The organism is Pseudomonas sp. EggHat1 (assembly GCF_014892995.1).
In the GTDB taxonomy this organism is placed as follows: Bacteria; Pseudomonadota; Gammaproteobacteria; order Pseudomonadales; family Pseudomonadaceae; genus Aquipseudomonas; species Aquipseudomonas chaetocerotis.
The window spans coordinates 58990-82156 of sequence record NZ_JACKQK010000017.1 but is presented as its reverse complement, the minus strand read 5'-3'; the positions used below and the strand labels follow the sequence as shown (position 1 = coordinate 82156).

At 64.9% G+C, this 23167-nt stretch carries 21 protein-coding genes; 11 read left to right on the top strand and 10 right to left on the bottom strand.

Features of this window, described 5'->3' with window-relative positions; genetic code table 11:
• Nucleotides 1-58: 58 nt before the first annotated feature.
• The 3 genes from rpmB (at nt 59) to INS93_RS21800 (ending at nt 1960) form a co-directional block, all read left to right on the top strand.
• The gene (rpmB, locus tag INS93_RS21810) at nt 59-295 is read left to right on the top strand and encodes a 50S ribosomal protein L28 (RefSeq protein ID WP_003242523.1); all 237 of its coding nucleotides are present in this window, start codon (nt 59-61) and stop codon (nt 293-295) included.
• 10 nt (nt 296-305) lie between these two features.
• Entirely contained in the window at nt 306-461 is a 156-nt protein-coding gene (rpmG, locus tag INS93_RS21805; protein ID WP_003464575.1) for a 50S ribosomal protein L33, read from the top strand.
• Nucleotides 462-745: 284 nt separating this feature from the next.
• Nucleotides 746-1960: an HDOD domain-containing protein gene (locus INS93_RS21800; RefSeq protein WP_192985512.1), complete on the top strand. Its 1215-nt coding sequence runs from the start codon at nt 746-748 to the stop codon at nt 1958-1960.
• Here INS93_RS21800 and INS93_RS21795 read toward each other — a convergent pair.
• Together INS93_RS21795 and INS93_RS21790 are read right to left on the bottom strand one after the other, a co-directional pair.
• A complete protein-coding gene (locus tag INS93_RS21795) occupies nt 1948-4827 on the bottom strand; it encodes an EAL domain-containing protein (protein WP_192985511.1) in 2880 nt (959 codons plus the stop codon). The genes INS93_RS21800 and INS93_RS21795 overlap by 13 nt on opposite strands.
• A gap of 172 nt (nt 4828-4999) precedes the next feature.
• Nucleotides 5000-6058, bottom strand: coding sequence for a fatty acid desaturase (locus INS93_RS21790; protein WP_192985510.1), 1059 nt, complete (start codon nt 6056-6058; stop codon nt 5000-5002).
• 103 nt (nt 6059-6161) lie between these two features.
• On the opposite strand from INS93_RS21790, the gene INS93_RS21785 reads away from it, so the two are divergent.
• From INS93_RS21785 to INS93_RS21765, 5 genes are all read left to right on the top strand, one after another.
• Complete coding sequence (locus tag INS93_RS21785) at nt 6162-7175, top strand: AraC family transcriptional regulator (protein WP_160018798.1); 1014 nt, start codon at nt 6162-6164, stop codon at nt 7173-7175.
• The gene (locus tag INS93_RS21780) at nt 7172-8248 is read left to right on the top strand and encodes an FAD-dependent oxidoreductase (RefSeq protein WP_160018799.1); all 1077 of its coding nucleotides are present in this window, start codon (nt 7172-7174) and stop codon (nt 8246-8248) included. Before INS93_RS21785 ends, INS93_RS21780 begins: the two co-directional genes overlap by 4 nt.
• Before the next feature lie 549 nt (nt 8249-8797).
• Nucleotides 8798-10369: a methyl-accepting chemotaxis protein gene (locus tag INS93_RS21775; RefSeq protein WP_192985509.1), complete on the top strand. Its 1572-nt coding sequence runs from the start codon at nt 8798-8800 to the stop codon at nt 10367-10369.
• 497 nt (nt 10370-10866) lie between these two features.
• Entirely contained in the window at nt 10867-12234 is a 1368-nt protein-coding gene (locus INS93_RS21770) for a glutamine synthetase family protein (protein WP_192985508.1), read from the top strand.
• Between the two features lie 151 nt (nt 12235-12385).
• Nucleotides 12386-13699, top strand: a complete 1314-nt coding sequence (locus tag INS93_RS21765; RefSeq protein ID WP_226945665.1) for an NAD(P)/FAD-dependent oxidoreductase — start codon at nt 12386-12388, stop codon at nt 13697-13699.
• Nucleotides 13700-13806: 107 nt separating this feature from the next.
• Here INS93_RS21765 and INS93_RS21760 read toward each other — a convergent pair whose 3' ends face one another.
• The 3 genes from INS93_RS21760 to INS93_RS21750 all read right to left on the bottom strand — a co-directional run bounded on the left by INS93_RS21760 (nt 13807) and on the right by INS93_RS21750 (nt 17160).
• The gene (locus INS93_RS21760; RefSeq protein WP_192985507.1) at nt 13807-14232 is read right to left on the bottom strand and encodes a GNAT family N-acetyltransferase; all 426 of its coding nucleotides are present in this window, start codon (nt 14230-14232) and stop codon (nt 13807-13809) included.
• Nucleotides 14233-14420: 188 nt separating this feature from the next.
• Complete coding sequence (locus INS93_RS21755; protein ID WP_192985506.1) at nt 14421-16415, bottom strand: alkaline phosphatase family protein; 1995 nt, start codon at nt 16413-16415, stop codon at nt 14421-14423.
• A 61-nt stretch (nt 16416-16476) separates the two neighbouring features.
• Nucleotides 16477-17160, bottom strand: coding sequence for a Crp/Fnr family transcriptional regulator (locus INS93_RS21750; RefSeq protein WP_192985505.1), 684 nt, complete (start codon nt 17158-17160; stop codon nt 16477-16479).
• Between the two features lie 123 nt (nt 17161-17283).
• On the opposite strand from INS93_RS21750, the gene INS93_RS21745 reads away from it, so the two are divergent.
• The gene (locus INS93_RS21745; RefSeq protein ID WP_192985504.1) at nt 17284-17808 is read left to right on the top strand and encodes a DUF962 domain-containing protein; all 525 of its coding nucleotides are present in this window, start codon (nt 17284-17286) and stop codon (nt 17806-17808) included.
• 81 nt (nt 17809-17889) lie between these two features.
• Here the strand turns inward: INS93_RS21745 and INS93_RS21740 are convergent, their stop codons facing one another.
• Both INS93_RS21740 and INS93_RS21735 read right to left on the bottom strand, forming a co-directional pair.
• Nucleotides 17890-18636: a hypothetical protein gene (locus INS93_RS21740; RefSeq protein ID WP_125836164.1), complete on the bottom strand. Its 747-nt coding sequence runs from the start codon at nt 18634-18636 to the stop codon at nt 17890-17892.
• Between the two features lie 130 nt (nt 18637-18766).
• A complete protein-coding gene (locus tag INS93_RS21735; protein ID WP_192985503.1) occupies nt 18767-19552 on the bottom strand; it encodes a helix-turn-helix domain-containing protein in 786 nt (261 codons plus the stop codon).
• A gap of 122 nt (nt 19553-19674) precedes the next feature.
• On the opposite strand from INS93_RS21735, the gene INS93_RS21730 reads away from it, so the two are divergent.
• Complete coding sequence (locus INS93_RS21730) at nt 19675-20076, top strand: hypothetical protein (protein ID WP_160018808.1); 402 nt, start codon at nt 19675-19677, stop codon at nt 20074-20076.
• A gap of 9 nt (nt 20077-20085) precedes the next feature.
• On the opposite strand, the gene INS93_RS21725 is transcribed toward INS93_RS21730, so the two are convergent.
• Nucleotides 20086-20823: a sulfite exporter TauE/SafE family protein gene (locus INS93_RS21725; protein ID WP_192985502.1), complete on the bottom strand. Its 738-nt coding sequence runs from the start codon at nt 20821-20823 to the stop codon at nt 20086-20088.
• Complete coding sequence (locus INS93_RS21720) at nt 20816-21178, bottom strand: antibiotic biosynthesis monooxygenase family protein (protein ID WP_192985501.1); 363 nt, start codon at nt 21176-21178, stop codon at nt 20816-20818. Before INS93_RS21720 ends, INS93_RS21725 begins: the two co-directional genes overlap by 8 nt.
• A gap of 84 nt (nt 21179-21262) precedes the next feature.
• Here INS93_RS21720 and INS93_RS21715 point away from each other — a divergent pair, with 84 nt between their 5' ends.
• Nucleotides 21263-21955 carry an ArsR/SmtB family transcription factor gene (locus INS93_RS21715; RefSeq protein WP_192985500.1) on the top strand — a complete coding sequence of 231 codons (693 nt, stop codon included), beginning with the start codon at nt 21263-21265 and terminating at the stop codon, nt 21953-21955.
• Nucleotides 21956-22174: 219 nt separating this feature from the next.
• Here INS93_RS21715 and INS93_RS21710 read toward each other — a convergent pair whose 3' ends face one another.
• Nucleotides 22175-23167: a sulfate/molybdate ABC transporter ATP-binding protein gene (locus tag INS93_RS21710; protein WP_192985499.1), complete on the bottom strand. Its 993-nt coding sequence runs from the start codon at nt 23165-23167 to the stop codon at nt 22175-22177.

The following is a 23167-nucleotide window of genomic DNA, read 5'->3' as shown; positions in this document are numbered from 1 at the left end:
TTGAGTTTAAGCGGCCAACCCATGCCGGGTTGGGCATGTGGTTTTAGAGGGCTGAGGCATGTCGAGAGTCTGTCAAGTTACCGGTAAGGGTCCGGTAACCGGGAACAACATTTCCCACGCAAACAACAAAACCCGTCGTCGTTTCCTGCCGAACCTGCAGCACCATCGCTTCTGGGTCGAGTCCGAGAAGCGCTTCGTGCGTCTGCGCGTATCTGCCAAAGGCATGCGCGTCATCGACAAGCGTGGCATCGACGTAGTGCTGGCTGAGCTGCGCGCTCGCGGCGAAAAGGTTTAAGGAGAGAGTCATGCGTGAACTGATCCGTTTGGTGTCCAGCGCCGGTACCGGCCACTTCTACACCACCGACAAGAACAAGCGCACCACCCCCGACAAGATCGAAATCAAGAAATTCGATCCGGTCGTACGCAAGCACGTGATGTACAAGGAAGCCAAGATCAAGTAATTGATCGGCTGCCTGCAAAGAAGCCCGCCCTGATCGGCGGGCTTTTTTTTGCCCGTGTTTCCCCCTCGGACTCGCGCCTGCGCGGCTCATTTGCGCTGGTCGGTTGGCGCGGCTATTGGTCGCGCATTTTTTTTGCGCAACTCGCTCACCTGCGACTTACGTCACACAACACCTCGGTTTAGACTGCGCCGTTGCCGTGGAACTGACTCATCCATCAGCTTTTTGGTGGATGTGGGTACATGGGGTTCGGGCATCCTCCGTTCGTCATTCGCCCAGAGGCTCGCATGACCGCTTCAGCTCATTGTGTGGAAGTCCTGATTGCCGAGGCGGATCCCTGGACGTCCAACCTGTTGCAGCAACTGGTGCTCGACGTGTGTGGCGATGCCCGTGTGCTGCAGGTCAGCGATGGTCAGGCGGCTCTGGCCCGCTGCAAGCGGCGCTTGCCCGATCTGGTGATCGCCGATGGCGAGTTGCCGGGGCTCGACGGCCTGGAGCTGCTGCGCCAGTTGCGCCGTCACCCGCGTACACCGGCGCTGCCGTTCGTGCTCATCAGCGGTCGCCTGGATGCCAGCAGCGTGCGCGCCGCGCGGCCGCTGGCGCCCAGTGTCTACCTGGCCAAGCCCTTCAATGCCGAGAGTCTGCGTCAGCGTCTGCGCACATTGTTGCCCGCGCCTGCGACCGCCGTGGCGGTGCGTCAGCCGCTGTTGCTCAGCGAGCTGCGTGACTATCTCGATACGGTGCGCGAAGAGGGGCAGGGCGCGCCGCTGCTCAGCGATGTACGCAATGCCGTGAGTCAGGGGCTACAGGCCGGCGAGCAGGACCTGGGCGAGCTGGAGGCGGTATTCGGCAGCGACCCGCAGATCACCGCGCTGCTGATTGCCGCTGCCAGCTCCGCCGCGCAGCATCAGGGTGTGCCTTGTCATACCCTGACCCAGGCGCTGCAGCGCCTTGGTGTGGCGCGCACGCTGAATCTGGTGCTGGGCCTGGCGCTGCAGCGCAATGCACAGTTGCGTGACCCGCGCCTGGCAGAATTGGCTGCGCATACCTGGCAGCAGGCGCGACGCAGCGCCGAGCTGGCGCGCTGGCTGGCGCTCGAACTGAAGCTGGACGCCGAGCTCTGTTACACCGCCGGTCTGCTGCACAATCTGGGCGAACTGGCCCTGCTGCGCAGCCTGCAGGACTGGCAGGAAGCGGGTGGTGAACTGAGTAATGAGCAGATCGACGATGCGATGCTGTGCCGCTCGGCGAGCTTCGGTTCGGCCTTGCGTATCCGCTGGCGATTGCCGTTCGGCCTGCGAGAGCTGATCGCAGCACTCTACGGCCTGGGCAGCGGCGTGTTCTCGCGTGAGGCGCTGGTGCTCAACCTCACCGGTCTGTTGCTGGCCCTGCCGAACAACGAGCTACCAGCCAGCCTGGTCGAAGCGCGCTGCGTGCGCATGTTGCGCTTGGACCCGGCGCTGCTCGAGCGCGTGCCGGTGGCGCTCTATCAGGCTTCCTGAGTGTCGTGACGCCGCGCGTCGTCGGCCAGTTGCCGCAAGGGCTGCGGGCGGCCAACGAAGTAGCCCTGCGCGTAGTCGATGCCCAGGCGGCGCAGGCAATCCAGGCTGGCCTGGGTCTCGACGAATTCGGCGACGGTGAGCAGGCCCAATTGCCCGGCAATCTGGCGCATCGAGCCGACCATGGCCTGGTTGATCGGGTCGTTCTCGATACCGCTGATAAAGCTGCCGTCGATCTTGAGGATATCCAGCGGCAAGTGACGCAGATAAGCGTAGGAGGCGAAGCCGCTGCCGAAATCGTCCAGGGCGACTTTCAGCCCCTTGCTGCGTAGCTCCTCGATCCACTGGGCGGAGACGCCCAGCTCTCCCAGGGCGACCATTTCCGTCACTTCGATGCAGAATTTTCCGGGGGGCAGGCCGTGGTGCTGCAGTTCGTCCTGCAGCAAACGGTGGAAGTCGGAATCGAGCAGAGAGTTGGCGCTGAGGTTGACGTTGACCTGAGCCAGTTGCGCCAGGTGCCGTGGGTTGGCGGCCAGCCAGGCGCACAGATGCTGGACGACCCAGCGATCGATGGCGCCGAGAAAGTCATAGCGCGCCGCTGCATCGAGAAACTGCGCCGGGCTGATCCACTCGCCGCTCTGCGGATCGCGGTAGCGCAACAGCACTTCGTAGTGCAGGCCGGCGGTGGCGCTCTGCAGCGCTTGTACGGGTTGGAAGAACAGCTCGAAGTGACCGCGTTCGCAGGCTTCACGCAGGCGGGTAATCCACTGCAACTGGCGTTGATGTTCGAGCAGCGCGCCGTCTTCCGGGTTGAACTGGCACACGCGGTTGCGGCCCTGGTGCTTGGCCAGTTGGCTGGCGCTGCTGGCCCAGGTCAGTGCGGTCTCCCAGTCGCGCACGCCAGAGCCGAGGGCGAGCAGGCCGATGCTGGTGTGGAGACGGAAGGGGCGCCCCTGCCACGTGAAGACGAACTGTTCGACCGCCCGGCGCAAGGCCTCGGCCTGCTTGAGGGCGGCCTCGTCATCGACCTCGCGCAGCAGTACGGCGAACTCGTCACCACCGACGCGGGCCAGCTCGGCATGGCGCGGCAACTGGTGCGCGAGCTGGGTTGCCAGTTGCCTGAGCAACTGGTCACCGGCGGAGTGGCCACACAGGTCGTTGACCTGCTTGAAGCGGTCCAGGCTCAGGTGCAGCAGATGGCTGAAGCGGCGCTTGGCGGTACCGCCCAGGGTTTCCGAGAGCAGCCTTTCCAGCTCGCGGCGGTTGAGCAGGCCGGTCAGCGCGTCATGTGCAGCCAGCTGTTGCAGGCGTTCCTCGAGCGCGCGGCGTTCGCTGAGGTCGACCACTATGCCTTCGATGCGGTCTCGCTGAGGGCGCAGGTGCAGCGACAGGTAGACCCAGAGTGGGCGCTGTTTCAGGTCGTACAGCTGGCATTCGCAGGCGACCGTGCCGGCCTGGGTGTCGAGTTGCTGCTGCAGCTCGCGCCACTGGGTTTCGCCGAGCAGTCGCTGTAGCGGCAACCCGACCAGTTGGACGGCCGGTGTATCGCTGCCGAGCAGACGCGCCAGGCTCGGGTTGGCTTCCAGCAGTCTGCCGTCGTGGTCACAGCGGAAGATGCCCTCGCCGCTGTGGCGAAACAGTGCCTGGTACTGCTCCAGGTTGTCGATGGCCTGCGCCTGGCTGCTCAGCAGCACGCGGCGCACGCGCTCCAGCTGCTTGTCGAGCAGGGCACCGAACAGCAGCATGCTCAGCGCCGGCAGGTAGGCGTAAAGCGCGTAGAAACCGGCGGGCAGCGGAATCAGTCCGGCGCGGCTCAGCGGCACCAGCAACATCAGCACCAGTGCGGCGCTCCAGCACAGCATGTAGCCGGGCGCATAGGGGCGGCGCTGATAGACGCCGAGGATCATCAGCAGCAACTGATACAGCCCGGTGGCCAGCGTCAGCAGGTTGAGTGTCTGGTAGGCGTGGGGATGGTCGACGAGGACGCCGCCGACACTGACCAGCAAGGTGGCCGCGAACAGGACATTGCGCAGCCAGCGCAGGCGTCCGAGTTGCAGGCCCAGGGCGCTGGCGATGAACAGCGAGCTGAAGATCATCATCCCGGCAGTGGGTAGATTGACCAGCAATTTGGGCAACAGCGCCCACTGTGGCCAGAGCAGGCCGGCAATGTTGTACAGGCTGATGTTGTACAGCGCCACGCACAGCGAGGTGAGGCTGAAGTAGGCCAGCTGCGCTTCGCGCAGGGTGCTGTACTTGACCAGATAGAACAGTGCGAGGGCGAGCAGGGCGCCGATCAGCAGGCCGCTCTGCAGCCAACTGTGGGCGATCAGTTGTTGGCCCTGTTCGGCGCCGACCACCTGCAATGGCAGGTTGATCGCCGAATGACTCTGTACGCGCAGCAGCAGGCTGTATGGGCCTTCGCCCAGGCGCGGCAGGTTGAGCAAAAACTGTGGATAGGGCTCGCCACGTTCGGCGAATGGACGTTTTGCGCCGCTGTACAGCGGGCCGAGTGACTGCTCGCCATCGAACAGCCAGACCTCCAGATCATCGAGGAAGGTCTGGCCGATGATCAGTTGCAGGCGTTCCGCTGGCGGCGTCTGCAGTTGCACGGCGAGCCACCAGGCGCTGCGCGTATAGCCGATGCGAGCGGTACCGTGAACCTGGCGGCCCTCTTGCGCGATGCGCTGCAGCACCTCGCTGGCGCTCAGCTGGCCGCTGGGGTCCTCCAGCAGCAGGCTTTGCTCGATGCTCACCGGCGTAGCTAGATCGGCTGCGCTGAGCTTGAGCAGCGGCAACGCACTGGTCGCCCAGGCCGGCGCGACGCAGGCCAGGCAAAGCAGCAATATCAGTGAGCGAAGCGGTCGAAGCATCCTGGGCGCCTCATGGCTACTACGAGGGCGCCGAAGTCCGGTGGACGCTGTCGGGTCTGAGGAGCGGTCGGGCGCAGAGCCATTCTAGCCGACTACTGGCGCGATGATTGCGCTGCGAGTCTCATCCGTCGGGATGGCGTGACGATTGACTGCGCCGCCTCTCCAGTCTGGGTCAGGCAGTCTGCGTGCGCTCTTCGCCCGCCTTCTGACGGCGCGTCCAGCGATTGGCACGGGCGAAAGTGCCGAAGTCGTTGAAGCGCACGCCCATCTCGCGCATCACTCGGTGGGCGAACGGCACGGTCAGTTGGCGAATGTAGAAAGGCTCCTTGACCACGAAATGGTGGATCGCATGACTGCTGCCGAAGTTGAAGCAGAACGCCTGCAGTGGCCATAGCCACCAGGGGTTGAGCACCTGGGTCTGCTGGATCACGTTGCCTGGCTCGACATCGCCGTAGTAGTGCATGTTGGAACTGACGAAGTGCAGACAGAAGGTGCGCAGCACGTTGGGCCCGACCAGTACCACCACGGCAATGTTCACCACTTCCATCACGCTCAGCGTGCTGGCCGGCCAGCCGATGGGGGCGCCGAGCGCGGCGCTGGCCCAGTCCAGCAGATGGAAGCCGAGGAACAGGTACCAGGTCGCCCAGTTGAGCAACCCCAGCGGCGCGTAGACCTTCAGCGTGCGGGTGAGGATCAGCCGGCGGTGCTCGGGGTTCTTCGCCCGCAACCAGCGAATCAACGAACTCATCATGTTGTCGCCGACCATCAGCAGGCGAGCGATGCCCCAGGGCTCGCCGTTGGTGATGGCGCGCTCCTCCATGTCGGCTTCGCTGCCGGACACCTTGTGGTGGTTCAGGTGCAGGTGGCGGCGCACCCAGGGGTTGATGGTACTTGGCCGCGCCAGCCAGACCAGCGCCAGCATCAGGTTGTGCGGTAGCGGCCGCTTGCGGAAATACATCGAGTGAATCAGGTCGTGCTCCAGCTCGTGAGTCAGCGAGGCGAAGAAGGCGTTGAGCAGCAGACACGCCCACCAGGCCAGGTAGCCACCGATGTACAACGCTGCCGAGCCGAGCATGCCGAGCAGGGCGAAGGCCAGGATGCCGGCACCGAGTGCGTCCTGATGTTGCAGGATCGGGTAGCGTTGGCGCAGGGCATTGCCGTGGGTCATCACCTGTTCACGGATACAAGCGGCGCGTTGCTGGTCATTAAGGCTTGCGGGAGAGGGCGACATGCCGACATCCTCTTGTTATTGGGTTGTGACTTCACTGTGCCGTGACGGTCGTCAGAGTGCCCGACCGAGCACGCCAACCTGCCTACCGGATACGCCAATCTGCATGACTGCCGAAGCCACCACACTGGCCAGCTGGACCCGCGCTCTGCGCAAGCAGCTCGATGCCCTCGGGCTGGATAGCGCTGCGCTGTGCCGTGCCGCCGGCCTCGACCCGACAGTGCTCGACGACCCCAACGCGCGCTGCCCGCTGTCGGTCACCACGCGCCTGTGGCAGTTGGCGGTGGCCGCCAGTGGTGATCCGGCGCTGGGTCTGAAGACTTCGCAGTTCGTCAGCCCGACCACCTTCCACGCGCTGGGATACGCGTTGATCGCCAGCAGCAGCCTGCGCGAGATGTTCGAACGCATCGTGCGCTATCACCGGGTGGTCAGCGATGCGCTGCAGCTGGAGTTGCGCGAGCTGGAAGACGTCTACGAATTTCGTTTTCGCGTACCGCCAGGCAGCCCGGCACCGGCACCCGAAGCGCTGGATGCCTTCGCTGCGATCTACGTGCGCAGCTGTCGCAATCGCCTGAACCGGGAGTTCTCGCCGCTGCTGGTGCAATTGCAGCGCCCGCAGCCAGCCGACCCGACGCCCTGGCAGGCGGTATTTCGCGCTCCGCTGCAGTTCGATGCCGCCGAAAGCCTGCTGCGCTTTCCCCGCGCCGCATTCGAACAACGGCTGGACGACGGCAACCCGGAACTGGCCGAACACAACGAGACAGTGCTCAGACGCAGCCTGGAGCAACTGCAGGCAGCCAGCTGCAGCGAGCGGGTGCGCAATTGCCTGGAGCTGCAGCTGCCTGATGGCGAGCCCTCCGCCGAGCGTATCGCCCAGGCTCTGCATCTGAGCCTGCGCAGCCTGCAGCGGCACCTGGCCGAGGAGGGCACCCGCTACGAGGCGCTGCTCGGCGAGACGCGCCACGCCCTGGCGTTGCGGCACATGCGCGACCCGCGCTGTTCGATCAGTGAAATTGCCTATCTGCTCGGCTTCAGCGATAGCAGCAGCTTCGCCCGAGCCTTCAAACGCTGGACCGGCCAGACGCCGAGCCAGTACCGCGACGGATGCAACAACGTATGACCCAGTACGACCTGATCCTGGCCGGGGCCGGCCACGCCCATCTTGGTGTGTTGCGCCGCTGGGCGCTGGTGGAGCGTCCGCCAGGCCGTATCGGCTTGCTCAGCCCTGGCCCGGAAGCCTGGTACGCCGGCATGTTGCCAGGGCTGATCAGCGGCCGTTTCAGCCCTGCAGACTGCCGTGTGGAGCTGCAGCCGTTGTGCCGCGCGGCCAAGGTCGAGCTGATCGAGGGCGAGATCGCCTCGCTCGATGCCGATGCGCGCATCATGCAACTCGCGGATGGCCGTAGCCTGCAGAGCGAGTGGCTGTCGCTCAATGTCGGCGCCGGCATGGCCATTCCACCCCAACAGGGCGAAGGGATGCAGGTGTTGGCCGCCAGGCCCATCGAACGGATGCTCGAAGGCTGGCAGCAATGGCAGGCTGAGCCACGACGCATGGCGATTCTCGGTGGTGGAGCCGGAGGTGTGGAGCTGGCCCTGGCGCTGGCCGACAAGGTACCGGCGTTGGCGCTGTTCTGTGGCGGAACCTTGCTCGATGGGCTGGGGCCGGGGCTAAGGCTGCGCGCACTGGGCCATCTGCGTCAGCGTGGTGTGCAGGTGCGTGAGCATTGCCCGATCGGCCGTATCGAGGATGACTGGCTGCTCAGCGGTGACGAGCCGGTATGGCGCGGGCGGCGCCTGCTGCTGGCCAGCGGTGCGCGTCCCTGGCCATGGCTGACGTCGAGCCAACTGGCCACCGACGCAGCCGGATTCATCGCCATTCGCCCGACCCTGCAATGCGAGTCCCACGCGCAGATCTTCGCCGTCGGTGACAGCGCCAGCCTCGACGGCATGCGCCGCAGCGGGCGTTTCGCAGTGCGTCAGGCTCCGGTACTCAGCGCCAATTTGCAGGCCGCGCTGCAGGGGCGTCCGCTGCGCCAGTATCGGCCGCAATGGCAGAGCCTGGCCCTGCTCGCCACTGGCGATGGCGGCGCGCTGCTCGGTTGGCACGACTGGAGTGCGGGCGGGCAGCTGTACGGGCACTGCAAGGACTGGCTGGACCGGCGCTTCGTCAAACGTCATCGCATGGTGGGGTAGCAGGCCTCTGAAAAACCTGGGGTACGACTGCACGGGGGGGCGGGAGGCCAAAGCCGAGGTGGTTTTTCAACAGCCTGCTAATGCCACTGAGTTAAGTGTCGATACAGCGAGTGTGTAGGCGCTGCGCAGACTCGAAAAGCGTCGCTCTGGGAGCAATGCTGCTCACGTGAGGTTGCACGCGTTTGGCTCCCTTCGCCTATCAATGGGAGAGGGGTTGGGGGACTGATCGCGATCGACCGCTTCTTGAGTGAACACCATTACGCGCCGGGGTCAGGCTACGAAAGGCTGTTCTGGATGCCCTGTTGATCCTGCCGGGGCACTGCCCAAATTCATGGCAGGTTGCTACCAAAGTTTTATGGTGCTGGTGCTTCCAAGCTGCTCGAATCCCGGTCATCGTGCCCGGTCTGCATACCCATATTTTTCGTCGGGCCTGTCGTACACGTAGCCTGCTGCCCAGGTTGCGTGGGATATTCAAGGAGAGAACCCGCCGTGACCCCGTCCGCCTACAGCGCCTCGCCGCGCACCAGAACAAGAACTCTGAGGTCGGTCATGCAAGCTGCCTTTGTCCGTTCACCTGTTGCCTGTCTCCTTCACGCCCTGGGGCTGGCTGCATTGATGCTGGTCTACCAGCAGGTGCAGCTACCGTCCTATGTCAGCGTGTTGTCTCTCCTGCTGCTGGCGCTGTGGCCCTGGCTGGGACCATGGCAGCGTCGCGACGACGCTTCGCCCGCCGCGCAGCAGGTCGCCAGCACTGACTTCGTCGAGCTCAGCCGCGGGCTGTCGCGACACACCTGCCACAACGCGCTGTCTGCAGCCAAGGTGGCCCATGCGGTCAAGCACCTGGCCGGCCGCCTGCAATCGCAGCTGACGGCGGTGCAGCAGGTCAGCCAGGCCGCCGAGGCCATCACTCATACCGAGCAGGATAGCGCCGCCCGCGCCGAGCAGACCCTGGCCGCGGCCCGGCATGTGCGCGATGCCAGTGCCAACGGTCAGGCCGAGCTCAACCAGGCCATCGCGCGCATGCAGCAACTCAGTGCGCAGACCCTGGCCAGCCGTGAGCTTATCGATGGTCTCGGTAGCCGTACCGAACAGATCGAACAGGTCACCCAGGTGATCCAGTCCATCGCCAGCCAGACCAATCTGCTGGCGCTCAACGCGGCCATCGAGGCCGCCCGCGCCGGTGAGATGGGGCGTGGTTTTGCCGTGGTCGCCGACGAGGTGCGCAACCTTGCCGCGCGCACCGCCAGCGCCACCGAGGAAGTCAGCCAGATGGTCGCCGACATCCGCCAGCAGAGCGCTGCGGTGGTCGCTCATATCCAGCGTCAGAGCGTCGAGCTGGAACAGGCTGCGCAGCAGATAGAGACAGCCGGCAGCCGCCTGCACGGCATCGCCGACCAGGCCGAGGAGGTCGAGCAGCAGGTGGCGCAGATCAGCGCCGGCACGGCGGACAATCACCAGCGCCTGGCCAGCCTGTCGGCTGCTGCACTGCAATTGCAGGACGACGTGCAAGGCAGCGAAGGGCAGACGCGGCAACTGGCAGACGCAGCCGAACAGTTGGTAGGCCAGGCCGAAACGGTCAGCGAGCAACTCGCCGAGGTGGGTCTGGATGATTACCATCAGCGTGCCTATGACCTGGCCCGTGAAGGCGCCGCTGCCATCGCGGCGCAGTTCGAGCAGGACCTGCAGGCCGGACGCATCGGCCTCGACGATCTGTTCGACCGTCGCTACCAACCGATTGCCGGCACCCAGCCGCAGAAGTACCGCACGCGCTTCGATCAGTATGCCGACCAGGTGCTGCCGGCGCTGCAGGAGCCGCTGCTCAAGCGCCATGAAGGGCTGGTGTTCGCCATTTCCACCACCCCGGAAGGCTATGTGCCGACCCATAACGCCGCATTCAACCACCCGCCGAGCGGCGATCCGGCAGTCGACGCCACCCGCAGCCGTGGCAAGCGTCTGTTCAACGACCGCACCGGCATCCGCTGCGGTAGCCACAGGCAGGCACTGCTACTGCAGACCTACATGCGTGATACCGGCGAGCTGATGCACGACCTGTCGGTGCCGATCATGGTGCAGGGCAAGCATTGGGGCGGTTTGCGTCTGGGCTATCGGCCGGAGCCTTAATGGCGCGCGGCGCTATTTGTCTTACGGGTAACGGTGGTTTGAAGGCTGGTGCGCTGCGCGCACCGTCTTTACCTCGGATGCGGGGGCCCTGGTGCGCACGGCGCACCCTACGGGGCGGCGTGGGTGAAACGGGGGATTGTTTAGCTGACGCATAACCAAGCGTATGAAAAACCCGATTTAACGCACGTCAAACCCTGTGCGACGCTGCCAAGCCATGATCTTCCCGGCCTGCCAAGTCCATGTTCCGCTGTACCGCGCTCCTGCGCGGCGGCGCTTGTTGGAGCGGCTCAACCCGCTGCTGACCAGCATCCTCGCCTTCTGGGCGCTGTGGCATTGCCGCCACGCCCGCCCGCCGGACACCGTCCCCGCCCGCTGAATATCGATGGCTGCGCCATGCCCGCAGCCGCTGCTATCACCTTGTCTGCTTGTGCAACCTGTTCAAGAATCGAACGGGCCGTGCAGACACCGAGCGCCCAACTGGCGCAAGCGAGTGCGATATGACGACTTTCGCTGCTGTGCAGGAAGCCCAGGATTTCCTGGCGAACAATCCCGATATCGAGCTGATCGAGCTGTTCATCCTCGACGCCAATGGCGTGCCGCGCGGTAAGCTGCTGCACCGCGAGGAGCTGCTGGCGCTGTACCAGAGCGGCCGGCCGCTGCCGAGCACCATGCTCGGCCTGTCCATCCAGGGCGAGGATGTCGAGGATTCCGGTCTGGTCTGGGAGGTGGGCGATATCGACTGTCGCGCCTATCCGCTGCCCGGCAGCCTGGTGCGCCTGCCCTGGCGACAGATGCCCACGGCCGCCGTGCAGGTGTCGATGCACCCGACCGAAGGTCTGCCGGCCACGCCGGCCGATCCACGGCAGTTGCTGATCCGGGTGATCGAGCAGCTCGAAGCCGAGGGGTATTACCCGGTGATGGCCTGCGAACTGGAGTTCTACCTGCTCGACCAGAAACGTGATGCCCAGGGCCGACCGCAGCCGGCGCTGGATGCCGACGGCGGCCGCCCACGGCAGACCCAGGTCTACGGCCTGCGCGAGCTGGAACAGATCGAACCCTTCCTGCGTGATCTCTACGCCGCCTGCAAGGCCCAGGGCATTCCCGCGCGCACGGCGATTTCCGAGTACGCCCCCGGCCAGGTGGAAATCACCCTGGAACATGGCCCGGTGCTGGCGGCTATGGATCAAGCGGTGCGCTACAAGCGCCTGGTCAAGGGCGTGGCGCACCGCCACGGGATGCAGGCCTGCTTCATGGCCAAGCCCTTCGATGATCTGGCCGGTACCGGCATGCACATGCATGTCAGCCTGGCCGATGCACAGGGCACCAACCTGTTCGCCAGCATCGATCCCGCCGGCACGCCGCTGCTGCGCCAGGCCGTCGGCGGCATGCTCGCCAGTCTGCTCGATTCGTTGCTGCTGTTCTGCCCCAACGCCAATTCCTACCGGCGTTTTCAGGCCAACAGCTATGCACCGCTGGCACCGACCTGGGGCGTGGACAACCGCACCGTCAGCCTGCGCGTGCCCGGCGGCCCGGCGGGTACCCGGCACGTCGAGCACCGTATCTGCGGCGCCGACGCCAACCCCTATCTTGCTGCGGCGGCGATTCTCGCCGGGATTCACCGTGGCATTGCTGATCGCCTCGACCCCGGCGCGCCGGTGGAAGGTAACGGCTATGCCCAGGCCAAGACCCTGCTGCCGACCGAGTGGCTGGCTTCGATCCAGGCGCTGGAGCGTTCCAGCTGGGCACGTGATGCCTTTGGCGCCGATTTCCTCAAGGTCTTTCTCGCGGTCAAGCGTGCCGAGTATCGCCAGTTCATGGGGGAAGTCGGTGAGCAGGATTGGCGCTGGTATCTGAGTAATGCCTGATGGCCCTTATCTGAGGAAGTCGCGGCTGAAGCCCCTCCCACAGATCGGGAGATTGTGGGCGCTCCCTGTGGGAGGGGCTTCAGCCGCGACGAGTGATTCATCGGTGCGCACAGCGCACCCTAAGGCGGATTAGCCGCCACAAGGACATGCAATGAACGCGATCAACCAAGCTGTCAAACCCGCCGCCGAGCGCGCGCCTTCCTACTACTCGGCCTCGCTCAATTTCGAGACCGACTACCCGACGCTGCAGGGCAGCGTAACCGTTGACGTGGCCATCATCGGTGGCGGTTTCACCGGCATCGCCACCGCGGTGGAGCTGGCCGAGCGTGGCCTCAAGGTGGCCGTGGTGGAAACCAACAAGGTCGGTTGGGGCGCCAGTGGGCGCAACGGCGGTCAGGTCACCGGCAGCCTCTCTGGCGACGAGGCCATGCGCAAGCAGATGCGCAACACGCTGGGCGATGAGGTGGACGACTTCATCTGGCACCTGCGCTGGCGCGGTCACGAGATCATCAAGAACCGCGTGACCAAACACGGCATCGACTGCGACCTCAAACACGGCCATCTGCATACCGCGATGAAAGCCAGCCATATGGACGAGCTCAAGGCGACCTACGACGAGGCGTTGCGCCGTGGCATGGGCGAGGATGTCACCCTGCTCGACGCCGCCGGTGTACGTTCCCAGCTCAGCAGCGATCTGTATTGCGGCGCCCTGAAGAACACCCGCAACATGCACCTGCACCCGCTCAACCTGTGCATCGGCGAGGCCAAGGCCGCCGAGAGCCTGGGCGCGCTGATCTTCGAGCATTCCGAGGTGCTGGATATCGTCCACGGCCCGCGTCCGGCAGTGGTCACCACGGGCGGACGCATCGAGGCCAAGCAGGTACTGCTGGCCGGCGACGTCTATCACAAGCTCGAACGGCGCACGCTCAAGGGCCTGATCTTCCCGGCCATGGGCGGTATCGTCACCACCGCACCGCTCGGGGCGCTGGCCAAGGAAATCAACCCGCAGGACCTGGCGGTGTACGACTGCCGCTTCGTGCTCGACTACTACCGCCTGACCGCCGATGGCCGCCTGTTGTTCGGTGGTGGTTGCAACTACTCCGGACGTGATTCGCGCGATATCGCCGGCGAGCTGCGTCCGTGCATCGAGAGCACCTTCCCGCAACTCAAGGGCGTGCAGATCGACTACCAGTGGAGCTGCGCCATGGGCATCGTGATGAACCGCATCCCGCAGCTGGGCAAGCTCTCGTCCAACGTCTGGTACTGCCAGGGCTACTCCGGCCACGGTATCGCCACCACCCACATCATGGGCGAGATCATGGCCAAGGCGATCACTGGCGATCTGGAGCAATACGACACCTTTGCCGCCTGCAAGCACATCAAGGTGCCGCTGGGCGACCAACTCGGCAACCCGATGCTGGCCGCCGGCATGTGGTACTACCAGATGCTGGAAAAGCTGCGCTGAAGCGCAGGGGATGACCCGGGCGGTGGCGATTGGCGGCAGTCGTGCTCCGCTACGGTCATCGACGTAGAGATGATTGGCGTCATTTCTGAAGCGGCCTGACTCTTACATCAGGTATCTGCGGGCCTCGGGCGTTTGTAAGCCATACCCACAGAGCGCGGCGCGGTGTGAACGAAGCCAAACTGCGCGTACAGGTCTTGTGCTGGCCCATCCGCGATAAGGCTCACGTAGCCGCTTTCCGGCACATGGGTTTCGATGAACCGCAGAATCTCGCCCATGATGCGCTTGCCGAGGCCCTTGCCCTGATGGTCCCTGAGAACAGCGATGTCCACGACTTGAAAGAAACAGCCTCCGTCACCGATCACGCGGCCCATTCCCACGGGTTGGGCGCCATGCAGGATTTGCACGGCAAAGAGGCTGTTAGGTAAGCCACGTGCAGCGGCCTCATCGGTCTTTGCGCTAAGGCCAGAGCCAACTCGAAGCGCTTGATAGACCTGAACGGATGGCGTTTCTAACAGGCAGGAGTAAATGCTCAATGGGATCTCCGAACTGGAAAAATTCTTGTGGTGCCAGTTTGAAGCCAATTAGAGAGTGCAGAGGGTTCATGGGGCAAATCGGATCACTCCAGTGGCGCCTGCTTTTTTCGATCCTACCAACTGTCGTCAATTCGCATGTCATCTGCTTCGGCGCCATCTGGCGTTGAGCTTTGGCGTATGCGCTCGGCTCACGGGTGGCTTGCGCCGCCGTCCCGCGGTGCTGCACTGCGATCGGGATGCCCGGGCAGTGGTGCCGTCGCCGTGCCTGATTCACGCTCGGCAACGAAGGTCGCCGGCGGCGAGCCGTCGGCGTTGAGCTGGAGGATGCGCTTCGGTCGGCCTTGTTCGTCGAAGAACACCTGGCCGAGGCCGGCGCTGTTCCACAGGCGTTCGCCCGAACGGCTGCGGTCGGGGATCAGTGGGGTGACGCGCATACGGCGGCGCTTGGTCAGCCAGTTGAGCGGCGACCAGGGCGCGTAGAGCCAGCGATTGAGGCGGTCGAACCAGTCCAGCAGGTCAGCCGGAAATTCGTTCTTGATGCCACTGCTGGTGATCTGCCAGATGGTCGGGCTGGCGCGGTGATGACGGATGTTCACGCGGTAGACGAAGGAGTAATGCACATCGCCGGAGAGGATGACGAAATCCCCCGGCGTACGCGAATGGCGGAAGATGTTCATCATCACGCTGGCCGCGCCACGGTGGGCCATCCAGTTTTCTGCGTCGACCATCAGCGGGTGGCCGGCGAGGGTGAACAGTTTCTGGATGCCCTCGATCAGCTTCACGCCGAACATCGGTGCCGGCGAGACGATGATGCAGCTAGGGTGATCGAGCAGCGCCTGCTGGAAGTCGCACAGCGCTTCCCAGTCCATCAGCCCCGATGGTTTCGACAGGTGCCCTTCACTGCGCCAGCGGCGCGTGCGGGTATCCAGCACCAGTAGCGCCGGCGTGGTCGGCAGCACGTAGTGCCACTGTTCGAAAGCCTGTAACTGGTCGATCAGCGCGTCCTGCGTCTTGGCCTGCAAGTGATTGTCCTGGCGCTGCTGCAGCAGTTCGGCAAAGGCCTGCAGCGGCTCATCGAATACATCCGGGTTGTTGCCCCAGCCCTGGCACAGCAGATAGGCGAGCAGGGCGTTGCCGATGATGCGTTTGGAGAACGGATGGCCGTAGGCGGTCTGCTCCCAGCGCGCGGAGAGGTTCCAGTCATCGGTGACATCGTGGTCGTCGAAGATCATCAGCGTCGGCAGGTGGGCGAACGTCCGCGCAGCCTGGCCGAGATTTTGCCGGAAAGCATCGATGCGCTCGCGTTCGTTGGCGTAACGCTGCTGTTGTTCCTCGTCCAGCGGCGGCTGCTGTTCGCTGATCAGCGTCCAGGGTAGCGGTGACCAGACCAGCAGATACATGGCGATCATCTCGGCGAAGGTCACCAGATGGTTGTCGGCGCTGCTGCTGGTGAAGACCGGCTTTTCCACGCCGCCGAAGAACTTGTCGCGCAGGGTCTGGTTGCTCTTCACCGCTGGCAGCAGGTTGGCGCGTTGGTAGTAGCCGACCGGGTTGGCGTAGAGCGCCTGGCTGTCCTCGACCACGGCACCGTCGAGAAACTCGTCGAACAGGCCGAGGCGGGCGATCAGTTGGTGAATGGCGCACAGCATTGGGCCGGCGACATCGTCGACATAGACCTGATCACCGCTCATCAGCAACAGCGCCGGGCGCTGCTTGGCTTCGGGCTGACTTGCCAGCAGGCGGTCGGCGCAGAGCAGGCCGTCATCAGCCGCATGGTGCGGCTTGCGGCAGGAGCCGTGGAGCAGGTGGTCGACACGTGAGCGCAGGACGAAATCGGCATGCTCGGCGCCGTCGTAAAGCAGGTGCGGCGCCCAATCGCGCATGCCTTTCGCGCCCGCGCTGTCGATGATCTGCAGGTCGTAGGCAATGCGTTGGTCCTGTGGCAGTGCCTGTTCGAGCGGCAGGTCGATCAGGTGCAGCACGGCGTGCCGGCCCAGCGGCAGTTGCTGGCAGTGTTCGTCCAGCGCATGCGTCTGCTGCGCCTGGCCCTCGGGTTGCAGCCACAGTTGCAGGCTCAGTTCGTGGCTGGCCACCAGCCACAGCACCAGGCGACCGGGCTCCAGGCGGCGCAGCAGCGGGCCGGCGAGCACATCAGGCAGCGGAGCGGGGGCATTGTCTGGCATCGGTGCGGTACTTCCTGCAAGAAAAACGACAGGGGTTGGACAGTGGCAGGACGCCAGCGGTTCAGGAGGCCAGCTGGCGCAGACGTTCGAAATCGAGAATTTCGATCTCACCGTAGGTGAGCTGCACCACGCCCTGCGCCTGCAACTCCTTGAGGATCTGGTTGGTGGTCTGGCGTGACAGCGAGAGCATCAGCGCCAACTGCTCCTGGGCCAGGTGCAGAATCCGGCGCGGTTCGCTTTCACCGTAGTTCTCAGCGATCAGCAGCAGCCGTCGGGCCAGGCGCGGCGCGGCGGGTAGCAGGCTCATGTCTTCCAGGGTGAGGAAGGCCAGGCGCAGCTTGTGGCTCATCAGCAGGGCGAAGTCGCGCCAGTACTGCGGCTCGCGTTCGAGCAGCGCGAGCAGGTCGTGCTGGGGCAGCAGCAGCAGGGTGCTGGCGCTTTCAGCGAAGGCATCGTGGGTGCGTGGCAGGCCATCGAACAGGGAAATTTCGCCGAACCAGTAGGGCGGCTCGACCAGGGTCAGCAATGCCTCCTTGCCGCTTTCGCTGACCGCGCCGATGCGCACTGCACCTTCGACAACCGCATACAGCCCACTGGGTTTTTCGCCACGGCGAAACAGCCGTTGGCCGGCATCCAGGCGTTGCACCTGGGCCATTTCCAACAGGCTCTGGCTCAGCGCTGGGGGCAATGCGGCGAACCAGTGGCCCTGGTTCAGCTGGCTGACGTAATGACGGGGATCGGGCATTGCGGCTCCTGTGAGGTTGCGCGGCGGTGCGGCCATCCCTGCCATTGTCGGCTAGCCGACAGTGCGACTAGCCAAGGTGGAGGGATCATGTACGGGCCCGTTTCACACCTGAGGACGATAATAATGAAAACCCTCGTCGATCACCTGGCGCAATATGCCGCCTACCATCGCGACCGGCGCAATATCGCCAGCCATTTCCTCGGCATCCCGATGATCGTGCTGGCCGTCGCCGTGCTGCTGTCGCGGCCAGGTTTCCATCTCGCCGGCCTGTGGCTGGCGCCTGCCACGCTGGTGGCACTGGCGTCGGCATGGTTCTACCTGCGTCTGGACACCCGTTTCGGCCTGCTCATGGCTGTGCTACTGGGGCTGTGCCTGTGGGCCGGTGCCAGCCTGGCGGTCGCTTCCACAGCCCTGTGGCTGACGACAGGCATTGGCCTGTTCGTGGTCGGCTGGGTCATCCAGTTCGTCGGTCATTACTACGAAGGACGCAAGCCGGCCTTCGTCGATGACGTCATGGGGCTGGTGATCGGCCCGCTGTTCGTGGTCGCTGAACTGGCTTTCCTGCTCGGCCTGCGCAAGGAAGTCGAACATGCCGTGGTGGAGATCGCCGGCCCGACCTGCATCCGCGAGAAGAAGGCGCTGGCCTGAGCACGTGCTGCTGTTCGTCGCGGCTAAAGCCCCTCCCACGGCCATTCGGTTTTGTGGGAGGGGCTTTAGCCGCGAGCCTTTCTAGAACATCTCCATCCACTGCGCCGTCATCGAGCGTGCGTGACGATCCACGGTAATGGGCGCGAAGGGACGGCCGGAGACGCTCTGCAGGGTGTTGCTCTGGCTGTTCATGTCGGCCAGCGCGGCACGCAGGTAGCTCCAGCGCGTCTGCAGTTTGGTCACCTGCGGGTCGGATTGATCCTCGATTGCCTGCAGCTCGCTGTCGATGGCGGGCAGCAGCAGGCGTTCGTCCTGACCGAGGTAGGTGCCGGGTTGCTCGCGGGCGATCTCGAAGGTGCCCAGGTAGGAGCGGCTGAGGTATTGCACACAGAGGTACTCGACCTTTGCCGCCAGCTCGCTCTGGCCTTCGGCGCCCGGCAGGGCCCGGGCCGTGCTGAGGAAGTCACGCAGGGCGCGGCTGAGGTCCTCGGGGAAGCGCCAGGGCACGTTCTCGTCACCGGGGCCATAGGAAACACCGTTGCGCAATTGGGTAACGAGCGCCTGATGTGCGCTGGTGAGTTCGGCGCTGCCCTGCGGCAGGCTCTGCATCGCACCGGCCAGCGCGGCGAGGTCGGCTTCCAGGCGCTGCTGATGGGTCTTCTGGAAACCTTCGCCACGTAACAGCATCAGGCTGCTGGTGGCGCGGCTGGCGTGTACCTGAATCTGTTCCTGCGGGCTGACGGCCTCGGCGAAGGCCACTGGCGAGAGCCCGACGAAGAGTCCGAGCGACCAGAGAAAAGCATGACGCAACAGTGCTTTACAGCGCATCCGGGGTGCTCCTTGTTATTGTTTTGAGCAGGTATGCATTGGCAGCGTCAACGACGCAGCGCCAAGACTACTGCGCCAAGCGTCGCGGAGCATGACCCGAAAGAGTGATTTCGTCGGAAATCGCTACCGTTCAGGGGCTTTTCGCCAGGTTGCGCAGGTAGTCGGCGGTGAAGGCGTCGGCGGGGAAGAAGGTCTCCAGCGCCAATTCGGCGAGGGTCACGTCATTCGGAGTGCCAAACACCGTAATGGTGCTGATCAGGCTGAGTACACCGTGCTCACTGTGCAGCTGCAGCGGCACCAGTACTGCATCGCTCGGCGGCGCAGGGACCTCTGCCGGCGCCGGGTAGCCGCGCAGCTCATCGAGCAGGCTGAACAAGGCTTCGTCGCCGCTGATTTCTGCATCGCGCTGCAGGCGCATCAGCAGATGTGCGCGCCACAGCGCCAGGTTGGCGATGCGCGGGGCCAGGCCCTCGGGGTGCAGTGACAGGCGCATCACGTTGAGCGGCGGGCCGAGCAGAAAGTCCGGCATGCCGGCGAGGAAGGGGCCGACCGAGGCGTTGGCTGCCAGCAAATTCCATTGTCGGTCGATGGCCAGCGCCGGATAGGGCTCATGGGCCTTGAGCAACTGTTCGATGGCCTGGCGGGCTGGGGCCAGCGCCGGGTCGCTCAGCTCGTACTGGCTGTACAGCGGGGCGAAGCCGGCGGCGCTAAGCAGACGATTACGCTCGCGCAGGGGAATCTCCAGTTGCTCGGCCAGGTGCAGCAGCATTTCGCGGCTGGGTTGGGCGCGTCCGGTTTCGACGAAGCTCAGGTGGCGGGTGGATATCTCCGCCTCGCAGGCGAGGTCGAGCTGGCTCAAGCGGCGCCGCTGGCGCCATTGGCGCAACAGGGCGCCGGCGGTCTGGGTATTGTTCATGGTCAGCACGATAGTTCAGTCAGGTCATGCCGGCCATTACCTGGCAGGTAATCGACGCCCCGCGCGTTTCGGCGAAATCTGTAGGCCAGGCACCACCCCGGTGTCCCTATGGAGGATTCATCATGAACGCACTGCAACCCACCCCGATGCTGCGCAATGCTCTCTTGCTCGATGGTCTGCTCAGCGGCGTCACCGGCCTGCTGCTGGTCCTGGCGGCCGGCTGGCTGGGCGCCTTCCTCGAATTGCCACGCCTGCTGTTGCTGGTCGCCGGTAGCGCGCTGCTGCCCTTCGCGGCGCTGCTGGTGTGGTTGTCCAACCGCGCCGAAATCAGCCGCCAGGCCATCTGGGCGGTGATCGCGGTCAACGCGCTGTGGGTGATCGACAGCCTGCTGGTACTGGTGATCGGCTGGGTGTCGCCGAACCTGTTCGGCTACGCCTTCATCATCGGCCAGGCGCTGGCGGTGGCGCTGCTGGCCGAGTTGCAATGGTTCGGCCTCAAGCACTCGCAGGCTGCCGCCATTTGATGGTCAGGTTCAGAGACCGCGCAGCGTCAACTCGGCACCGAGCAGCAGCAGGCCGATGAAGAACCAGCGTTTGAAGCGCTCCGCGCTGATGCGTTTGCGCAGCCACTGGCCGCCGGCCATGCCCAGCAGTGCGGGCAGCAGAGCGAGGGCCGATACACCCAGCACCGCCGGTTGCAGCAGTTCACCGCTGTGACCGAGCGCTGCCGCCAAAGCCAGGGTGGAGACGCTGAAGGACAACCCCAGGGCCTGAACCAGATCGTCCTTCTCCAGGCCGATGGCCTGCAGGTAAGGCACGGCGGGAATCACGAATACACCGGTAACTGCGGTGATCGCACCGGTGATCGCTCCGATCACCGGGCTCAGCCAGCCTTCCTTGGCCCGCTCCACGCGAAAGTGCACCTTGGCCAGGCCAAGTACTGCGTAGATCACCAGCGCGACGCCCAGCCAGCGGGTGGCGCCGGGCAGGTCGAGGCTCTGCAGCAGGGCGGCCACCAGCAGCGTGCCGCACAGGATTCCCAGCAGCATCGGCCATAGCCGGCGCAGCATCGGCAGCGGGCTGCGACCGTCGCACAACTGCCAGATGTTGGTCACCATCGACGGGATGATCAGCAGCGCGGCGGCCTGCAGTGGCGCCATCACCAGACCGAGCAGACCGACGGCGATGGTCGGCAGACCAAGGCCGACCACACCCTTGACCATGCCGGCGAGCAGGAAGGTGGCGAGGATCAGCGGCAGGTGCTCAGTCATCGCGCTGCCCCTGCTCGTGGATCGCGCGGCTGTCGGCTGGCGCCTGTTCGCGCTCGTGCATGCCGTAGTCGCGCAGTACCTGAGCCACGCGCAGGCGATAGTTGCTGAAGACCTCCTCGCGTCCTGCCGTCTGTGCGCGTCGGTGTTCATCGCGCTGGCGCCAGGCCTGGATCGCGGCTTCGTCCTGCCAGAACGACAGCGACAGGATCTTCCCCGGCTGGGTCAGGCTCTGGAAGCGTTCGATGGAGATGAAACCCGGCTGCTCGGCGAGCAGCGGGCGCAACTCACCGGCGAGGTCGAGATAGTCCTGCTGCTGGCCTGGCTTGGCCTGAACTTCGAAGATCACGGCGAGCATCGGTTTCTCCCTGGCTGGCTCTGGCTGAAATTGCCTGCCAGTATCCACATTTGCTGCACGCCATGTTTCGTCATGAGGTGAACTATGGAATACGCACCGGGTTTCAGTTCGATTGCCGCACTGCTCGCCGATGCCGGACGCGCCAGCATGGTCTGGGCGCTGATGGACGGCAGCGCGCGGCCGGCTGGCGAGCTGGCCTTGCTGGCGGGGCTGTCGCCTTCGTCGACCAGCGCGCACCTGGCCAAGCTGGTAGAAGGCGGCCTGCTGGCGCAGCAACGCCATGGGCGCAATCGCTATTACCGTCTGGCCGGGCCGGAAGTCGGGCAACTGGTCGAGGCCCTGGCCAGTGCCGCGCTGGCCGCGCAGCCACGGCAACCGCGCGCGGTGCCGGCTTCACGCGGGACGCCGCAGGCCATGCGTGAGGCGCGCACCTGCTATGACCATCTGGCCGGCGAACTGGCGGTCGGCGTGTTCGCGCGCATGCGCGCGGCTGACTGGCTGAGCGAGGAGGGCGGTGCGTTGCAGCTGACGGCAAGTGGTGAGCAGGGGCTGCAGGCGTTGGGCATCGATCTGCAGCAGATCAACCGTCAGCGCCGCCAGCGACTCTGTGCCTGCCCGGACTGGAGCGAGCGCAAGCCGCATCTCGGTGGTGCGCTGGGCGCGGCGTTGCTGAGTCTGTGCGAAGGTGAGGGCTGGCTGCGGCGCAGCACGGGTTCGCGTGCGCTGCAGGTTTCACCGAAGGGGCGCAGGGCGATCATGGCGATCGCGGCTTCGTAGGGTGGGCCGGGCGACGATCCGCTTTAGATTCGTAGGGTGGGCTTTAGCCCACCAAATAAAGGCTGAGCTCTGTTTCTGTGGGCTGAAGCCCACCCTACGCCCACCCTACGCCCACCCTAAGCTCGTCCTACGTACTAAGGCGTGCCAATGCTTCACCGTGTAGGAGCCCCGCCCCGGGGCGGGGCTTTTCGTCGCGGGGCGCGACTCCTACGGGTGGCTTTAGGCTGAGGCGCTGACCGGCTTGCCGCCCCTGGGTTTGAAGTACAGGGTGGTGCCGCGGGCGAGGTTGTCCAGGCTGACGTGATCCTTGGCCACCTCGGCCTCGATCAGCTCGTCCTGGCCTTCGACCTTGAGGGTGATGCGGGTGATCGCGCCGAGCAGGCGAATGTCGCGCACCTCGCCGGCCTTGTGCTCCGGGCTCGGTTCGCTGGACAGGTCGACCTCGTGCGGGCGGAACAGCACGTGGTGATCATTGCCGACGTAGAGGCGGTTGGCGTCACCGAGGAAGTGGTAGACGAAATCGCTGGCCGGATATTCGTAGACTTCGGCCGGCGTGCCGATCTGCTCGATCACACCCTTGTTCATCACCACGATGCGGTCGGCCACTTCCATGGCTTCTTCCTGATCGTGGGTGACGAATACGCTGGTCAGGTGCACGTCCTCGTGCAGGCGCGCCAGCCAGCGGCGCAGCTCCTTGCGCACCTTGGCGTCCAGCGCGCCGAAGGGTTCGTCGAGCAGCAGCACTTTCGGCTCCACTGCCAGGGCGCGGGCCAGGGCGATACGCTGGCGCTGACCGCCGGAGAGCTGCTCCGGGTAGCGATCGCCGAGCCAGTCGAGCTGCACCAGGTTGAGCAGTTCGTGCACCTTCTGCTGGATCACCTCTTCACTCGGGCGCTCGCGCTTGGGCTTCATGCGCAGGCCGAAGGCGACGTTGTCGAACACCGTCATGTGGCGGAACAGCGCGTAGTGCTGGAACACGAAGCCGACATTGCGATCACGCACGTCGTGGTTGGAGACGTCCTCGCCGTGAAACTCGATGGTGCCGCTGTCCGGGGTTTCCAGGCCGGCGATGATGCGCAACAGGGTGGTCTTGCCGCAGCCGGACGGGCCGAGCAGGGCGACCAGTTCGCCGCTCTGGATGTTCAGATTGATCTCGTTCAGCGCCTTGAACGCATTGAAGTTCTTGCTGACGTTACGGATTTCGATACTCAT

Excerpts from the sequence above, each read along its gene's own strand:
- rpmB (WP_003242523.1), top strand. The coding sequence starts at position 59 with ATGTCGAGAGTCTGTCAAGTTACCGGTAAGGGTCCGGTAACCGGGAAC.
- rpmG (WP_003464575.1), top strand. The coding sequence starts at position 306 with ATGCGTGAACTGATCCGTTTGGTGTCCAGCGCCGGTACCGGCCACTTC.
- INS93_RS21800 (WP_192985512.1), top strand. The coding sequence starts at position 746 with ATGACCGCTTCAGCTCATTGTGTGGAAGTCCTGATTGCCGAGGCGGAT.
- INS93_RS21795 (WP_192985511.1), bottom strand. The coding sequence starts at position 4,827 with ATGCTTCGACCGCTTCGCTCACTGATATTGCTGCTTTGCCTGGCCTGC.
- INS93_RS21790 (WP_192985510.1), bottom strand. The coding sequence starts at position 6,058 with ATGTCGCCCTCTCCCGCAAGCCTTAATGACCAGCAACGCGCCGCTTGT.
- INS93_RS21785 (WP_160018798.1), top strand. The coding sequence starts at position 6,162 with ATGACTGCCGAAGCCACCACACTGGCCAGCTGGACCCGCGCTCTGCGC.
- INS93_RS21780 (WP_160018799.1), top strand. The coding sequence starts at position 7,172 with ATGACCCAGTACGACCTGATCCTGGCCGGGGCCGGCCACGCCCATCTT.
- INS93_RS21775 (WP_192985509.1), top strand. The coding sequence starts at position 8,798 with ATGCAAGCTGCCTTTGTCCGTTCACCTGTTGCCTGTCTCCTTCACGCC.
- INS93_RS21770 (WP_192985508.1), top strand. The coding sequence starts at position 10,867 with ATGACGACTTTCGCTGCTGTGCAGGAAGCCCAGGATTTCCTGGCGAAC.
- INS93_RS21765 (WP_226945665.1), top strand. The coding sequence starts at position 12,386 with ATGAACGCGATCAACCAAGCTGTCAAACCCGCCGCCGAGCGCGCGCCT.
- INS93_RS21755 (WP_192985506.1), bottom strand. The coding sequence starts at position 16,415 with ATGCCAGACAATGCCCCCGCTCCGCTGCCTGATGTGCTCGCCGGCCCG.
- INS93_RS21750 (WP_192985505.1), bottom strand. The coding sequence starts at position 17,160 with ATGCCCGATCCCCGTCATTACGTCAGCCAGCTGAACCAGGGCCACTGG.
- INS93_RS21745 (WP_192985504.1), top strand. The coding sequence starts at position 17,284 with ATGAAAACCCTCGTCGATCACCTGGCGCAATATGCCGCCTACCATCGC.
- INS93_RS21740 (WP_125836164.1), bottom strand. The coding sequence starts at position 18,636 with ATGCGCTGTAAAGCACTGTTGCGTCATGCTTTTCTCTGGTCGCTCGGA.
- INS93_RS21735 (WP_192985503.1), bottom strand. The coding sequence starts at position 19,552 with ATGAACAATACCCAGACCGCCGGCGCCCTGTTGCGCCAATGGCGCCAG.
- INS93_RS21730 (WP_160018808.1), top strand. The coding sequence starts at position 19,675 with ATGAACGCACTGCAACCCACCCCGATGCTGCGCAATGCTCTCTTGCTC.
- INS93_RS21725 (WP_192985502.1), bottom strand. The coding sequence starts at position 20,823 with ATGACTGAGCACCTGCCGCTGATCCTCGCCACCTTCCTGCTCGCCGGC.
- INS93_RS21720 (WP_192985501.1), bottom strand. The coding sequence starts at position 21,178 with ATGCTCGCCGTGATCTTCGAAGTTCAGGCCAAGCCAGGCCAGCAGCAG.
- INS93_RS21715 (WP_192985500.1), top strand. The coding sequence starts at position 21,263 with ATGGAATACGCACCGGGTTTCAGTTCGATTGCCGCACTGCTCGCCGAT.
- INS93_RS21710 (WP_192985499.1), bottom strand. The coding sequence starts at position 23,167 with ATGAGTATCGAAATCCGTAACGTCAGCAAGAACTTCAATGCGTTCAAG.